This is a genomic window from Bradyrhizobium sp. USDA 241 (assembly GCF_049739505.1).
Lineage (GTDB): Bacteria > Pseudomonadota > Alphaproteobacteria > Rhizobiales > Xanthobacteraceae > Bradyrhizobium > Bradyrhizobium liaoningense.
In genome coordinates, this window is the sequence record NZ_JBMGPZ010000004.1 from 1,217,906 (window position 1) to 1,231,855 (window position 13,950).

Sequence of the window (13,950 nt, forward strand, 5' to 3'; positions counted from 1 at the left end):
TGGTAACTCCGAGTCTTCGCCAAACCACTTCCTGTGGTCATAGGTACGGATCTGCGCTGCGCTTGTCCGGGATGACAGCGGAGTGTGTGGCTTCGCTTTTCGCAATGACGACGAAGCCACCACACGGCCATTCCGCCCCATAGTTTCACGCATCACAAAGAATTTTTCTCCGAAACCACATCGCAAACCCTCCCGTAGCTCGGCCAACGACGGCGCTGCTGCTTCACGTCAAACTGTCGCAAGCGCCGTTGTTGCAAACTCAACGCCGGCCGTGCCGGTCACCATTCAATCGGGAGATCTCCATGTCGAAGCGCATTGCCTATCTCGCTGCTGCCGCCTTCAGCGCCCTCGCCATCACCGCGACCGTCGTCGCGCCGGCCAGCGCCGAGGAGAAGACCGTCATGGTCGGCGGCGCTGCGATGTTCCCGTCGAAGAACATCGTGCAGAACGCGGTCAACTCGAAGGACCACACCACGCTGGTGGCGGCCGTGAAGGCGGCGGGCCTGGTGCCGACGCTGGAAAGCAAGGGTCCGTTCACGGTGTTCGCGCCGACCAACGCCGCCTTCGGCAAGCTGCCGGCCGGCACCGTCGACAATCTGGTCAAGCCCGAGAACAAGGCGACACTGACCAAGATTCTCACCTATCATGTCGTGCCCGGCAAGCTCGCGGCCTCCGACCTCACCGACGGGAAGAAGATGAAGACCGCGGAGGGCGAGGAACTGACGGTGAAGAAGATGGACGGCAAGACCTGGATCGTCGATGCCAAGGGCGGCACCTCGATGGTGACGATCTCCAACGTCAACCAGTCGAACGGCGTGATCCATGTGGTCGACACCGTGCTGATGCCGGCGACGTAACACCGCGCGCCCCTGTTTCATCCCCCGAACAGGGTGCTTTGAGACGGCGAGCCGGGGGTGCCCGGCTCGCTTTTTTGTGACCGCGATAGGCTCGCGGCATCGATTCCATGCCGGACAGGGCGTAACGAAAGCGGAAACTTCGGCGTATAATTATCGTCAGACGATCTTCAGGACGGAACCAGCATGGCGAGTCTCACAGTCACCGACGAGCGGGTCGGGGCCACCCCGGCCAAAGTGATCCAGCCGGCCTGGGTGCGGATCATGCACTGGGTCAACGCGCTTGCCATGATCCTGATGATCCTGTCGGGCTGGCAGATCTATAACGCCTCGCCGCTGTTCGGCTTCAGCTTCCCGCGCGAATATACGCTCGGCGGCTGGCTCGGCGGCGGCCTGCTCTGGCACTTTGCGGCGATGTGGCTGCTGATGATCAACGGCCTCGCCTATCTCGTCACCGGCTTCGTCACCGGCCGCTTCCGCAGAAAGCTGCTGCCGATCACGGCGTCCGGCGTGCTGCACGACGTCAGGGCGGCGCTGACCTTCAAGCTCGGCCATGACGATCTCACCGTCTACAACTATGTTCAGCGCCTGCTCTATGCCGGCATCATCGTGGTCGGCGTGCTGATCGTGTTGTCGGGACTTGCGATATGGAAGCCGGTACAGCTCTATTACCTCGTGATGCTGTTCGGCGATTATCCGGCCGCGCGCTACGTGCACTTCTTCTGCATGGCCGCGATCTGCGCATTCCTCGTCATCCATGTCCTGCTCGCGCTGCTGGTGCCGAAGAGCCTGCGCGCCATGATCATCGGCCGTTGATTAGGAGTATTGTCATGGCCAAGCGTCCGTTTCTGATCCCCGGCGTCGACAAGCGGCTCCTGATCAAGGACTCCCTCAAGACGATGCCCGATGTCACCCGCCGCCGCTTCATCGCAGGCGGTGCCAGTCTCGGGGCGCTGACGCTGCTCACCGGCTGCGACGTCGTCGACTCGTCCTCGGCCGAAACCATGCTCGCCAAGGTCTCGAAGTTCAACGACGCCGTGCAGGCTTGGATGTTCAATCCGGACGCGCTGGCACCGACCTTTCCCGAGAGCGCGATCACGAAGCCGTTTCCGTTCAACGCCTATTACGATCTCGACGACGCGCCCGATATCGACGGCGCCGACTGGAAGCTCGAGGTGCGCGGTCTCGTCGACAACAAGAAGTCATGGACGCTGGACGAGCTCTACAAGCTGCCGCAGGTGACGCAGATCACCCGCCACATCTGCGTCGAGGGCTGGAGCGCGATCGGCAGCTGGACCGGCACGCCCATGCGCGACTTCCTCAAGCTGATCGGCGCCGACACGCGCGCCAAATATGTCTGGTTCCAGTGCGCCGACAAGGACGGCTACAACTCGCCGCTCGACATGCGCTCCGCGTTGCATCCGCAGACCCAGATGACGTTCAAATACGCGAGCGAGATCCTGCCGCGCGCCTACGGTTTCCCGATGAAGATCCGCGTGCCGACGAAGCTCGGCTTCAAGAACCCGAAATACGTGGTCTCCATGGAAGTCACCAACGACTACAAGGGCGGCTATTGGGAAGACCAGGGATATAATTCGTTTAGTGGAAGCTAGTACCCACTTTTCTTGGAACGTGAGTCGTGATTCAAGGTCGGGATGATACCCGAAGCAAGAGAAGTCCACCTTTCGAGGAAAGATCGCAAGGTGCTTGAGGCGTGCTGTCGCTCACCGGTGACGTTGCAGCGCGATTTGAAGCGGGCGCGGATAGTTCTGTTGGCGGCGGATGGGCGCAGCACCCGGTCGATCGCCAAGGAAGTTGGGGTCCAGCCGCGGATTGTCAGCCTTTGGCGGCATCGCTATGCCGACCATGGCCTTGAAGGGCTGCAAGACAAGCCGCGGCCTGGCAAGCAGCCGATCTATACGAAGACGACCGACAAGCGGATTCTGAAGCTGCTGGATAAGCCGCCACCGCAAGGGTTTGCGCGCTGGACCGGCCCCCTGCTGGCCGAGGCGCTGGGCGATGTCGATGTCCAATATGTCTGGCGGTTCCTGCGCAGCCACAAGATTGACCTGGTGGCTCGCAAGTCCTGGTGCGAGAGCAACGACCCGAACTTTACGGCCAAAGCCGCCGATGTTGTCGGCCTCTATGTCGCGCCGCCGGCGAAGGCCATTGTGCTGTGCGTGGACGAGAAGCCCTCGATCCAGGCTTTGGAGCGAGCGCAGGGTTATCTGAAGTTGCCCAATGGCCGCGCCTTGACCGGCCAAAGCCACGATTACAAGCGGCATGGCACCACAACATTGTTTGCGGCGCTCGAAGTCGCCACCGGAAAGATCATCGCGACCCATTCAAAACGCCGGCGCCGCGTCGAGTTTCTCGATTTCATGAACAGCGTCACCGCGGCTTTTCCGAACCGCAAGCTTCACGTCATCCTCGACAACCTCAACACCCATAAAAAGAACGAGGACTGGCTCAAGGCCCACCCCAACGTGCAATTTCATTTCACGCCGACAAGTGCGTCATGGCTCAATCAGGTCGAAGTATGGTTTTCCATCTTGCAGGGGCAGTCGCTCAGCGGCACCTCCTTCACGAGCCTCAAGCAGCTTCAGGAACACATCGATGCCTACGTCAACGCATACAACGACAGAGCCGAGCCCTTCGTCTGGACCAAGAAAAAGGTCCGTCAACGCCGTTTCAAAGGCCGCCGTATCACTCAGCTCTGATTCCGGGTACTAGGCTGGATCTTACCCTCCCCTGGAGGGGTCCGGGACGAGCGTAGCTCGCCCATGGGTCGGCACGTGATCGAGCGAAGCGAGATCGCATGACGGGGTGGGGTGATCTCTCCACTCGGGCACTGTTCGTCGCGGAGAGACCGTCACCCCACCCCGCTCGCGCTGCGCGCGATCGACCCTCCCCCTCCAGGGGAGGGTCAGCAAGAAATCGCGCCACCTTCGCAGCGGCCCACCCGCCCTTGCCGAAGCCGCATTGGGTGTCTACCTCTCGCGAGGTGCTTATTTCAGAGGATCTCCCATGCTGGATGCCGCCATCAAGGCGCTGTCGCAAATGATCTCGCCGCCAATGCGCTCGATCCTGTGGCGATCGGTCGGCTTGGCGCTGGTGCTGATCACCGTGCTGGCGATCGGCCTGCAGCGGCTCCTCAGCTGGTTTGCGACCAATGGCGAGGTCTGGCTGGAAGGCCTGCTCGGACCGGGCTGGCATTCATCGATCGAAGTCCTGTCCTGGATCGTCTCGATCGCGGCGGGCCTCGGCGTCGTGTTCGGCGGCATCTTCCTGATGCCCGCGATCACCTCGCTGGTGGCGAGCCTGTTCGTCGACGACGTCGCCGACATCGTCGAGCGTGAGCATTATCCGGCCGAGCGGCCCGGCGTGGCGCTGCCGTTCAGCCAGGCGATCCTCGAGGGCATCAAGACCGCGCTCTTGACGATTGTGATCTATCTCGTCGCCTTGCCGCTGGTGTTGTTCGCCGGCGCGGGTTTCCTGATCTTCTTCCTCGCCGCGGCCTGGCTGCTCGGCCGCGAATATTTCGAGCTCGCCGCGATGCGCTTCCGCCCGCCGGAGGAAGCCAAGGCGATGCGGCGTGACAACGCCGCCACGATCTTCACGGCCGGGCTCTTCATCGCCGCCTTCGTCTCGATTCCGATCGTCAACCTGGCGACGCCGATCTTCGCCATGGCCTTCATGGTCCACATGCACAAGCGCCTGTCAGGCCCGCGGCCCGAGCTGATCGAGCCGGTGCGGCAGGTGCGGTGATTGTGCTCTCCCGCTTGCGCTTGCGGGAGAGGTGAACACCCCCGTCGCGCGAGCGAACGAACCAACCACCACCCCATTCAGGCGGCCCGCACACCACACTTTCGCAGCAGCATCCTGGCGAAGCCGAACGGCGCCGGCGTGAAGGGACCCGTCGGCGCGCGCGTAACCAGCGCGACGATTGCGAGCGCGACTATCGCGAGCCAGAAGCAGAGCCAGAAGCCGTCGATATAGGCGAGCACATTGGCCTCGCGCTGCACGATGCCCGCCAGCGTGCCGACCGCGCGCGACTGCGCAGATCCTGTGCCATGGGCGGCGAAGTGATCGGCAAGCTGCTTCAATCTCTGCACGACATCGGCATCGCCGACCGCAAGGTTCTGGCCGAGATAGAAGGAATGGACCTGCTCGCGCACGCGCAGCCACGTGCCCATCAGCGCCACGCCGATCTCGGCGCCGCCGAGCCGCATAATCTGGATATAGGCGGCAAAGGAGGTGGCGCGGCTGGGATCGGAGTTGGAGAGCAGCGTGATGATCAGCGGCAGCAAGGTCAGCGACTGCCCGATCGCCTGGAGCAGCACGATGCCGGCGAAGTCCTCGCGCGCCCAGGCGTGGGTGAGTTGCGTGCCCCAGAGATTGGCCGCGGCGAAGCAGGCAAAGCCCACGACGATCACCGTCCGCGTATCGAAATGCCGCAGCAGCCAGATCGAGACCGGCACCAGCACGAACATCGGCAACGCGCCATAGGTGAGCAGCAACAGGCCGCTCTGCTCGGGCCTGAGCAGCGCGATGGTGGCAAGGAAGTTCGGCACCAGCGACGCATTGGACAGGCTGGTCAGCGTGTAGAGCAGGATCAGGACCAGTCCCAGGCCGATGTTGCGCGAGAACAGCACGTTGACATGTGCCCAGGGCTTCCGCACCAGGGACTCGTTGACGAGGAAGGCCAGAAACAGCACCGCGCCCGCTGCGAGCAGTGCCATCACCGTGCCGGAACCGAGCCAGTCCAGCCGGTTGCCCTGGTCAAGCCCCGCATAGATCATCGACACCGAGGCGCCGAGCAGCAGCATGCCGCCCCAATCGGCCTCGCGCAGCAGCGCGCGGTTCACCGGCTCGTTCGGCGTGCCCAGATAGACCATCAGGCCCATCAAGGGCGCGATCACGACGCCCTGCCAGTACAGCCATTGCCAGCCGAGATGGTCGACATAGAAGCCGACCAGCGAGGTCGAGGTGTCCAACGCGAAGCCGACGCGGATCGCATAGATCGAGATCGCCGGCAGCCACCAGCGGATCGGCAGATTGCGGAACACGATCATCAGCGTCGCCGGCACGAAGGTGCCGAGCAGGAGACCATGCACGACGCTGAGCGCGAGCAATGTCGGATAGTCGTGCACGAACGGAATGATGAACGAGACGGCGGCATAGACGAGGCTGGGGATGCCGAGCACGCGGCGCAGGCCGAACACCGTGGCAAGCCAGGCCACCGCGGGCGCGATGAAGATCTGCGAGCCGATGCCGGCGGTCGAGAGCCAGGCGCCCTCGTCGAAGCCGAGCGAGAACGCGCCGCGCAGGTCCGGCAGGCCGACCGTGGTCAGCCGGCTGTCGAAATTGGCAAGGAACGAGCCGAGCAGCACCGCCGCGACGGCGAACAGCGGCTGCGGCGCGACGCCACCGCGCGAGAGCGGCTCGCGGCTGGCATCGTCATTTTCGGCCATTCGCGGCCTTCGTATCGATGCTGGTGACCACCGACATGCCCGGCACCAGCCGCGCCAGCAGCGGCTGGCCGTCATCGAACTGAATGCGCACGGGAATGCGCTGCACCACCTTCGTGAAATTGCCTGTTGCGTTGTCGGGCGGCAGCAGCGCCACCTGTGCACCCGTCGCCGGCGCAATGCGCTCGACCCGGCCGCGCAGCTTCTCGCGCGGGAAACTGTCGACGGTGATCTCGACCGGCTGGCCCGGTGCTACGTGCGTGAGCTGGGTCTCCTTGTAGTTCGCGATCACATAGACCTTGGGCAGCGGCACCACGTTGATGAGGTTGGTGCCGATATTGACGTAGTCGCCGGGCTGCACCTGGCGCTCGCCGACAACGCCGTCGAACGGCGCGGTGATCTTCGTGTAACCAAGCTTGAGCTTCGTACCCGCCAGCGTCGCCTTGGCCGCCTCGACATCGGCAGCGCGCTGCTTCCTGGTACCTTGCAGGACCTCGAGCTGGTGCTGCTGGGCCGCGATCACGGCGCGGCTCGCGCGCACGTCGGCCTGTGCCGCGACCGCCTGCTCGAGGCGCTGGCGCGTGCCGGACTCGGTCTGCGACAGCGATTGCTGGCGCTCCTGCTCCTGCCGGGCCTCGACCTCCATGGCCTCCGCAGACAGCCGCGCGGCCTGCGCCTGCGCGATCGTCGCATATTGCAGCTCGATCTGGTTGGCGAGATTGTCGAGCGCGGCTTGCGCCGCGGCGACCGCAGCTTCGGCCTGCGCGACTTGCGCCTCGTAATCGGCGGGATCGATCTGGATCAGGAGGTCGCCGGCCTTGACGCGCTGGAAATCGGTGACCCCCACGCTCAGCACTTCGCCCGAGACGCGGCTCGACAGCCGCGTCAACTCGGCGCGCACATAGGCGTCGTTGGTGGTCTGGATCACCGTATTGCCGACCCATTCGTCGAAGCGCAGCGTCGCCAGCGCGACGAAGGCGAGCGCGACGATGACCGCAAACAGCGGGATCGCGAGCCGGCTCCAGAGCGGCGTGGCCGGCCGCTGCGTCGGCTTCGGCGGTAGGGCCGGTGATGCGGGTGGTGCGTTCTGTTCCTGTTGACTCACGAGATCACCTCAACCCGGCGCCACTAAAACACAAATCCCGCCTTGTCATTCCGGGGCGATGCGTAGCATCGAACCCGGAATCTCGAGATTCCGGACCCGGTCCTTCGGACAGCCCCGGAATGACGATCATTGAATCACACCGTCTTCTCCGGCCACCGGCAGAGATCGTTGATCAGGCACACCTCGCAGCGCGGCTTGCGCGCGAGGCAAGTATAGCGACCGTGCAGGATCAACCAATGATGGGCATGCAGCATGAACTCTGCCGGGATGACCTTTTCGAGACCGAGCTCGACCTCGAGCGGCGTCTTGCCCGGCGCAAGTCCAGTGCGGTTGCCGACGCGGAAGACATGCGTGTCGACCGCCATGGTGTGCTCGCCGAAGGCCATGTTGAGCACGACGTTCGCGGTCTTGCGTCCGGCGCCGGGCAGCGATTCGATCCCGGCACGCGTGCGCGGCACTTGGCCGCCGAATTCGCTGAGCAGCTTCGCCGACAGCGCGATCACGTTCTTCGCCTTGGTGCGGTAGAGGCCGATGGTCTTGATGTACTCGCGCAGGCGCTCCTCGCCGAGCTCGAGCATCTTCTGCGGGGTGTCGGCGACCTCGAACAAGGCGCGCGTCGCCTTGTTGACGCCGGCGTCGGTCGCTTGCGCCGATAGCACCACCGCGACCAGCAGCGTGAACGGATTGACGTGCTCGAGCTCGCCCTTCGGCTCCGGATTGGCCTTGCGGAAACGGCTGAAGACCTCGTGGACCTCAGCCGGCGTCCAGGGCTTTATGGCTTTGAGCGATTTCTTCGCGGGCGCCTTCGGTTTGGTCGCGACCGGTTTTGCCTTTTTCTTCGGCACCGCCGCTTTACGCGGGGCCGGCTTGCGGGTGATTTTCGCCATGATCGGGATATACTGATGGACGATGAGCACAGGCAACGAAATTGAGTGCGCGCGATCTGAAAGCGAGGACGAGCCTCAGATCTTCTCCGCGCTGCTGACGCCGCACCGCTCGCTGAACCGCACCGGCTTTCTCGCCGTGATGCTGTTCCTGAGCGTCGTCAGCTTCGTCACCGGCCTCGCTTTCCTGATGATGGGCGCCTGGCCGGTGTTCGGCTTTTTCGGCCTCGACGTGCTGGTGATCTGGTGGGCCTTCAAGGTCAATTTCCGCGCGGCGCGGGCCAGCGAGGAGATCGTGGTGACGCCGTCGGAACTGCGCGTGCGGCGCGTCAGCCATCGTGGCCAGGTTGCCGAATGGACCTTCAATCCGCTCTGGGTCCGGCTCGACCAGGAGATCGACGAGGAATACGGCATCGAGCACCTCTATCTGATCTCGCGCGGCCGCCGGCTGCTCATCGCCGGTTTTCTCGGACCAGTAGAAAAGGCAAACTTTTACAATGCCTTAGTCGGGGCCCTCAACGCTGCAAGACGTGGACCGACGTATAATCCGGTGACCTGAGCACAGTCGGAAATCGGGTGGTTTCGAGCCACCCCTTCTCCTACATTCCGGTCATGATGACCCTCGCGATACATGACCAGCGCCTGACCAAGCCGGGCACCCAGAACGCCGCGTTGCGCGACTATGATTCGGTGCGCCGGGCGATCGCCTTCATCTCGGCGAACTGGCGCGCGCAGCCGACCATCGAGGCGATGGCGGATGCCGCTGGCGTCACGCCGGACGAGCTGCACCATCTGTTCCGCCGCTGGGCCTCGATCACACCGAAGGCCTTCATGCAGGCGCTCACCCTCGACCACGCCAAGAACCTGCTCAGGGATTCCGCCAGCATCCTTGATGCGGCGCTCGACTCCGGCCTGTCGGGCCCGGGCCGGCTGCACGATCTCTTCGTCACCCACGAAGCGATGTCGCCGGGCGAATGGAAGAACGGCGGTGCCGGCCTCACCTTGCGCTACGGCTTCCATCCCTCGCCGTTCGGCACCGCGATCGTGATCGCCACCGATCGCGGCCTGACCGGCCTCGCCTTCGCCGATCACGGCGAGGAGAAGGTGGCGCTCGCCGACATGACGCGGCGCTGGCCGAAGGCCACCTATGTGGAAGATCACGAAGGCACCGCGCCGTTCGCAGCGCGCATCTTCGACCCGAAGCTGTGGCGGCCGGATCAGCCACTGCGCGTGATCCTGATCGGCACCGATTTCGAGGTGCGGGTGTGGGAGACGCTGCTGAAGATTCCGATGGGACGCGCGGTGTCCTATTCCGACATCGCCTGCAACATCAACAGCCCGAAGGCCTCGCGCGCCGTCGGCGCTGCCGTCGGCAAGAACCCGGTCTCCTTCGTCGTGCCCTGCCACCGCGCGCTCGGCAAGAGCGGCACGCTCACTGGCTATCATTGGGGCATCACCCGCAAGCAGGCGATGCTGGGCTGGGAAGCGGGGCAGCTGGGGGTGCAGTGACCGAGATGCCGTAGGGTGGGCAAAGCGAAGCGTGCCCACCATTCTCATTGATTGCGGATGAATGGTGGGCACGGCGCTATGCGCCTTTGCCCACCCTACGAGACCTTCGTCAACCCGCCAGGTCCAGCTTCGAGGCCACGGTCGAATCCGCATTGAGCCGGTAGATGATCGGCACGCCGGTGGCGAGTTCGCGCTTCAAAATGCCCTCGGGCGAGAGCTTCTCCAGCACCATGATCAGCGCGCGCAGCGAATTGCCGTGGGCGGCAACCAGGGTGCGCTTGCCGTTGAGCACGCCGGGCAGGATCTCCTGCACGTAATAGGGCAGCGCGCGCGCGAGCGTGTCCTTCAGGCTTTCGCCGCCGGGCGGCGGCACGTCGTAGGAGCGGCGCCAGATCAGCACCTGCTCCTCGCCCCATTTCTTGCGCGCATCGTCCTTGTTGAGACCGGAGAGATCGCCGTAATCGCGCTCGTTCAACGCGAGATTCTTCGAGGTCGGCAGACCGGTCTGGCCGAGCTCGGCGAGGATGAGATCCAGCGTGTGCTGCGCGCGCGTCAGGACCGAGGTGAAGGCGACGTCGAACACGAGACCCTGTGCCTTCAGCTTGCGGCCGGCTTCCTTGGCTTCGTTCACACCGAGCTCGGTGAGATCGGGGTCCTTCCAGCCCGTGAACAGGTTCTTCAGATTCCATTCGCTCTGGCCGTGGCGCACGAGCACGAGAAGACGTTCGCTCATTGACTGCTTTCCGTTAGGTTCGCTCAGATGTCGGAGAGGCCGAGCACGTCGGCCATCGAGTAGTGCCCCGGCTGCTTGCCGTGCGCCCACAGCGCCGCCTTCAGCGCGCCATGGGCGAACAGCATGCGGTCCTCGGCCTGATGCGACAGCGTCAGGCGCTCGAACGGGCCGAGGAAGCTGACGCTGTGATCGCCGGCCACGGTGCCGCCGCGCAAGGAGGCGAAACCGATATTTCCCGGCCGGCGCGCGCCGGTGATGCCGTCGCGCCCGCGCTCGGAATGTTCATCGAGGGTGACGCCGCGGCCGCTGGCTGCGGCCTGGCCCAGCATCAGCGCCGTGCCCGAGGGCGCGTCGACCTTCATGCGATGATGGGTTTCGACGATCTCGATGTCGAAGCTCTGGTCGAGCGCCTTGGCGACGCGCCTGACCACGGCGGCGAGCAGATTGACGCCGAGGCTCATATTGCCCGATTGCACCACGACGGCGCGATTGGTGACGCTCTTGATCACGGCGTTGTCGGAGCCGGACAGTCCGGTCGTGCCGATGACGTGGACGATGCCGCGCTCGGCGGCGATCGCGACATTGGCGATGGTCGCCGCCGGAACGGTGAAGTCGAGGATGCCGTCGGCATCCTTGGACATTGCCCAGAGATCGGCGGACAGCTTGATGCCGCTGGCCGGCAGGCCTGCGAGCACGCCGGCATCCTTGCCGAGCAGCTCCGAACCCGGTGCCTCCAGCGCGCCCGCCAGCACCGCGCCCTTGCTCTCGGCAATCGCCCGCACCAGCGCACGGCCCATCCGGCCGCCGGCTCCTGCAACAATCAAGCGCATGTCGGACATGGTGTGATCCTCTCCGGCGCCGTTTTAGCGGGGGGATGCAGTTCCGGCAACCGAGGGCCCGAGAGCGCGACGCGCGATTGCGTGACGGGGTGGGGGACGGTCTCTCGACAGCGAACAGCGCCCGAAAAGGGGAGATCACCCCACCCCGCTCGCGCTTTGCGCGATCGACCCTCCCCCTCCAGGGGAGGGTTAAGAGCCTCAGCCGTCCTGCGGCTGCGGGCCGTCATAGCCTTCGATGATGATGAGGTCGGCAACCGAGTGCGGCTGGCGCACCTTGATGTTGGCCTGGTATTCCGGCGAATTGTAACAGGCGAGCGCAGTCTCGTAGTCCGGGAATTCAATGACGACGTTGCGGGTGCGGCTGGCGCCTTCGACGGTGGTGAACTTGCCGGCGCGGACGACGAAGCGGCCGCCCCATTTCTTGAAGATCGGACCGTTGGCGACGGCGTAGGGCTTGTAGCCCTCGTCACTGCTTACATCGACACGCCCGATCCAGTAGCCCTTTGCCATCGTTCTCTCCCTTGTTGATTAGCTGAGCGCTTGCACGATCTCGGCCTGGATTGCATCGGCCGCGGCCTTGGGATCGGACGCCTCGAGGATCGGCCGTCCGACGACGAGATAGTCGGCGCCCGCCGCGATCGCACGACCCGGCGTCATGACGCGCTTCTGGTCGCCGGTCGGTGCGCCCGCCGGACGGATGCCGGGCGTGACGAGGCTCATCTGATGGCCGACGATCTTGCGCAAGGCACCCACCTCTTCCGGCGAGCAGACGAGTCCATCGATGCCGAGCACCTGTGCCTGCTGTGCGCGCGCTTCGACCAGCTCGGAGACGCCGAGCCGATAGCCGGCCGCGTGCAGGTCGTCGTCATTGTACGAGGTCAGCACCGTGACCGCGAGAATCTTCAAGCTCGATCCGCCACGCCCGTCGACCGCCGCCTTCATGGTCTGCGGATAGGCGTGGACGGTGAGGAAGGTCGCCCCCAGCCTGGCGACACTCTCGACACCGCGCATCACGGTGTTGCCGATGTCGTGCATCTTGAGATCGGCAAACACTTTCTTGCCCTCGCCGGCGAGCTTGCCGATCAGCGGCAGGCCGCCGGCATAGGCGAGCTGATAGCCGATCTTGTAGAACGTGACGCTGTCGCCGAGCCTTGCGACCATCGCCTCCGCAGCCTCCGGGCTCGACACATCGAGCGGAACGATCAGGCGGTCCTTGGGGGCGATCTCGGCTGGCGTCATGTCACCTCACATCATGCGTTGGGAAACGTCGATCAACTGCGCTACCAGCTCCTTCAACGCGGCGATATCGCCCTCATTCTTCAGCCTGTCCATATCGTCATAGGCCTGGTCGGCAAAGGCGAGCGTGAGCTGGCTGGCAATCACATTGGCGTGGCACGAGGAGAGGATCAGCCGCAAGGCCTGGAGCGCGCGGGCCGCGCCAAGGCGGCTCTGCGAGGCGCCGGCGAGCGCGAAGACGCGGTTGCGGAACACCTCGCCGCGCGCTTCGTGCAGCTCGTGCACGCGGCTGACCCAGTCGATCGCGTTCTTGAGCAGCGGCGGCACCGAGGCGTTGTATTCGGGCGAGACGATGAGGACGCCGTGATGGGCGCCGATCATGCGCTTGAGATTGATGGCGTGCTTGGGCACGCCGGATTTGGCCTGGAGATCGCCGTCGTAGATCGGCAGCGGAAAATCGGCCAGCGAGATGCGGGTAACGTCGACGCCGGCCCGGGCGAATTCATACGCAGCGACCGCTGCCAGCTTCGCGTTGTGCGAGCCGGTGCGCAGTGAGCCGGGAATGATCAGGATTTTGGGCGCGGACATCCAATCCCATGCGTTCGGCGAAACGAGCCCGCCGCGCAAAACGAGGAGCCGGCGGAATTAGTCCTTGCGATACACCCAGACGCGGGCCGGCGGAAGGTTCATCCAGATCCGTTCCGAAGCCTCTGTGGACACGCCGTGCAGCGATTTCGGGATCGGCGGCACCACCGCATAGGTGAACTGGATGAAGGGCGCGCCGGGCGCGAGCGCGGTGAAGGCGTCGCGGATGAGCCGCAGCCGCGTCAGCATCGGTTTTGTGACGAGCGGCAGGCCCGAGACGACCGCGCTAGCCGGCGCGCTCAAGACATTCCAGAGCGTGTCGCGGAGGCGATAGGCATCGCCCTGCACCACCTTGGCTTGTGGATAGCGGTCGCGCAGCAGCGCGCAGAAGCCGGGATTGTATTCGACCAGGACGAGACGCTTCTGGTCGACACCGCGCTCGATCAGCGCGGAGGTGATGGCGCCGGTGCCGGGTCCGAGCTCGACCACCGGTGCGTCCGAATCGACATCGACGTAATGAGCCATGGTCCGCGCCAGCAGCTTGCCTGACGGCATGACCGCGCCCATGTGCAGTGGCTTTTCGATCCACGACCTCAGAAAGCGCACCTCGTCATCGAGTCGAGGCTTCTTCAACGCACGCGCGGACGATGGCAATGGCATGTTGGGACCGGACGGGACCGCGGGACCGCGGCGTGTCAGAAAATGGTCATAAAGACGTATAGGCCGAAGGCGGT

At 64.5% G+C, this 13,950-nt stretch carries 16 protein-coding genes; 7 read left to right on the forward strand and 9 right to left on the reverse strand.

Features of this window, described 5'->3' with window-relative positions:
- Positions 1-302: 302 nt before the first annotated feature.
- From ABIF91_RS15540 to ABIF91_RS15560, 5 genes are all read left to right on the forward strand, one after another.
- Positions 303-857: a fasciclin domain-containing protein gene (locus tag ABIF91_RS15540; RefSeq protein WP_028179646.1), complete on the forward strand. Its 555-nt coding sequence runs from the start codon at positions 303-305 to the stop codon at positions 855-857.
- A 183-nt stretch (positions 858-1,040) separates the two neighbouring features.
- Entirely contained in the window at positions 1,041-1,670 is a 630-nt protein-coding gene (locus ABIF91_RS15545; protein WP_028179647.1) for a cytochrome b/b6 domain-containing protein, read from the forward strand.
- Between the two features lie 14 nt (positions 1,671-1,684).
- Entirely contained in the window at positions 1,685-2,467 is a 783-nt protein-coding gene (locus tag ABIF91_RS15550) for a molybdopterin-binding protein (protein WP_028179648.1), read from the forward strand.
- A gap of 42 nt (positions 2,468-2,509) precedes the next feature.
- Positions 2,510-3,574, forward strand: a complete 1,065-nt coding sequence (locus ABIF91_RS15555; RefSeq protein WP_026192128.1) for an IS630-like element ISRj1 family transposase — start codon at positions 2,510-2,512, stop codon at positions 3,572-3,574.
- Between the two features lie 307 nt (positions 3,575-3,881).
- Positions 3,882-4,622, forward strand: a complete 741-nt coding sequence (locus ABIF91_RS15560; protein WP_028178930.1) for a sulfate transporter family protein — start codon at positions 3,882-3,884, stop codon at positions 4,620-4,622.
- 77 nt (positions 4,623-4,699) lie between these two features.
- Here ABIF91_RS15560 and ABIF91_RS15565 read toward each other — a convergent pair whose 3' ends face one another.
- From ABIF91_RS15565 to nth, 3 genes are all read right to left on the reverse strand, one after another.
- On the reverse strand, positions 4,700-6,328 hold the full coding sequence (locus ABIF91_RS15565; RefSeq protein WP_028178931.1) for an MFS transporter: 1,629 nt from the start codon (positions 6,326-6,328) through the stop codon (positions 4,700-4,702).
- Positions 6,315-7,430 (reverse strand): HlyD family secretion protein, encoded by a 1,116-nt coding sequence (locus tag ABIF91_RS15570; protein ID WP_035673137.1) that lies wholly within the window; start codon positions 7,428-7,430, stop codon positions 6,315-6,317. Before ABIF91_RS15570 ends, ABIF91_RS15565 begins: the two co-directional genes overlap by 14 nt.
- A gap of 134 nt (positions 7,431-7,564) precedes the next feature.
- The gene (gene nth / locus ABIF91_RS15575) at positions 7,565-8,317 is read right to left on the reverse strand and encodes an endonuclease III (protein WP_028178933.1); all 753 of its coding nucleotides are present in this window, start codon (positions 8,315-8,317) and stop codon (positions 7,565-7,567) included.
- Between the two features lie 22 nt (positions 8,318-8,339).
- Between nth and ABIF91_RS15580 the strand changes: the two genes are divergently transcribed.
- Complete coding sequence (locus ABIF91_RS15580; protein ID WP_028178934.1) at positions 8,340-8,873, forward strand: DUF2244 domain-containing protein; 534 nt, start codon at positions 8,340-8,342, stop codon at positions 8,871-8,873.
- Between the two features lie 53 nt (positions 8,874-8,926).
- Positions 8,927-9,823 carry a methylated-DNA--[protein]-cysteine S-methyltransferase gene (locus ABIF91_RS15585; RefSeq protein ID WP_028178935.1) on the forward strand — a complete coding sequence of 299 codons (897 nt, stop codon included), beginning with the start codon at positions 8,927-8,929 and terminating at the stop codon, positions 9,821-9,823.
- A 109-nt stretch (positions 9,824-9,932) separates the two neighbouring features.
- Here ABIF91_RS15585 and ABIF91_RS15590 read toward each other — a convergent pair whose 3' ends face one another.
- The 6 genes from ABIF91_RS15590 to ABIF91_RS15615 all read right to left on the reverse strand — a co-directional run bounded on the left by ABIF91_RS15590 (position 9,933) and on the right by ABIF91_RS15615 (position 13,876).
- On the reverse strand, positions 9,933-10,556 hold the full coding sequence (locus tag ABIF91_RS15590) for a 2,3-bisphosphoglycerate-dependent phosphoglycerate mutase (RefSeq protein WP_028178936.1): 624 nt from the start codon (positions 10,554-10,556) through the stop codon (positions 9,933-9,935).
- 23 nt (positions 10,557-10,579) lie between these two features.
- Positions 10,580-11,395, reverse strand: coding sequence for a 4-hydroxy-tetrahydrodipicolinate reductase (gene dapB, locus ABIF91_RS15595; RefSeq protein ID WP_028178937.1), 816 nt, complete (start codon positions 11,393-11,395; stop codon positions 10,580-10,582).
- A 198-nt stretch (positions 11,396-11,593) separates the two neighbouring features.
- Positions 11,594-11,905, reverse strand: coding sequence for a DUF1330 domain-containing protein (locus ABIF91_RS15600; protein ID WP_028133551.1), 312 nt, complete (start codon positions 11,903-11,905; stop codon positions 11,594-11,596).
- 18 nt (positions 11,906-11,923) lie between these two features.
- A complete protein-coding gene (gene pyrF, locus ABIF91_RS15605) occupies positions 11,924-12,634 on the reverse strand; it encodes an orotidine-5'-phosphate decarboxylase (RefSeq protein ID WP_028178939.1) in 711 nt (236 codons plus the stop codon).
- Between the two features lie 6 nt (positions 12,635-12,640).
- Positions 12,641-13,219, reverse strand: a complete 579-nt coding sequence (locus ABIF91_RS15610) for an NADPH-dependent FMN reductase (RefSeq protein ID WP_028178940.1) — start codon at positions 13,217-13,219, stop codon at positions 12,641-12,643.
- 57 nt (positions 13,220-13,276) lie between these two features.
- Positions 13,277-13,876, reverse strand: coding sequence for a class I SAM-dependent methyltransferase (locus ABIF91_RS15615; RefSeq protein WP_028178941.1), 600 nt, complete (start codon positions 13,874-13,876; stop codon positions 13,277-13,279).
- Between the last annotated feature and the right edge of the window lie 74 nt (positions 13,877-13,950).

Coding starts and splice junctions, on each gene's coding strand:
- ABIF91_RS15540 (WP_028179646.1), top strand. CDS start 303: ATGTCGAAGCGCATTGCCTATCTCGCTGCTGCCGCCTTCAGCGCCCTC.
- ABIF91_RS15545 (WP_028179647.1), top strand. CDS start 1,041: ATGGCGAGTCTCACAGTCACCGACGAGCGGGTCGGGGCCACCCCGGCC.
- ABIF91_RS15550 (WP_028179648.1), top strand. CDS start 1,685: ATGGCCAAGCGTCCGTTTCTGATCCCCGGCGTCGACAAGCGGCTCCTG.
- ABIF91_RS15555 (WP_026192128.1), top strand. CDS start 2,510: ATGATACCCGAAGCAAGAGAAGTCCACCTTTCGAGGAAAGATCGCAAG.
- ABIF91_RS15560 (WP_028178930.1), top strand. CDS start 3,882: ATGCTGGATGCCGCCATCAAGGCGCTGTCGCAAATGATCTCGCCGCCA.
- ABIF91_RS15565 (WP_028178931.1), bottom strand. CDS start 6,328: ATGGCCGAAAATGACGATGCCAGCCGCGAGCCGCTCTCGCGCGGTGGC.
- nth (WP_028178933.1), bottom strand. CDS start 8,317: ATGGCGAAAATCACCCGCAAGCCGGCCCCGCGTAAAGCGGCGGTGCCG.
- ABIF91_RS15580 (WP_028178934.1), top strand. CDS start 8,340: ATGAGCACAGGCAACGAAATTGAGTGCGCGCGATCTGAAAGCGAGGAC.
- ABIF91_RS15585 (WP_028178935.1), top strand. CDS start 8,927: ATGATGACCCTCGCGATACATGACCAGCGCCTGACCAAGCCGGGCACC.
- ABIF91_RS15590 (WP_028178936.1), bottom strand. CDS start 10,556: ATGAGCGAACGTCTTCTCGTGCTCGTGCGCCACGGCCAGAGCGAATGG.
- dapB (WP_028178937.1), bottom strand. CDS start 11,395: ATGTCCGACATGCGCTTGATTGTTGCAGGAGCCGGCGGCCGGATGGGC.
- ABIF91_RS15600 (WP_028133551.1), bottom strand. CDS start 11,905: ATGGCAAAGGGCTACTGGATCGGGCGTGTCGATGTAAGCAGTGACGAG.
- pyrF (WP_028178939.1), bottom strand. CDS start 12,634: ATGACGCCAGCCGAGATCGCCCCCAAGGACCGCCTGATCGTTCCGCTC.
- ABIF91_RS15610 (WP_028178940.1), bottom strand. CDS start 13,219: ATGTCCGCGCCCAAAATCCTGATCATTCCCGGCTCACTGCGCACCGGC.
- ABIF91_RS15615 (WP_028178941.1), bottom strand. CDS start 13,876: ATGCCATTGCCATCGTCCGCGCGTGCGTTGAAGAAGCCTCGACTCGAT.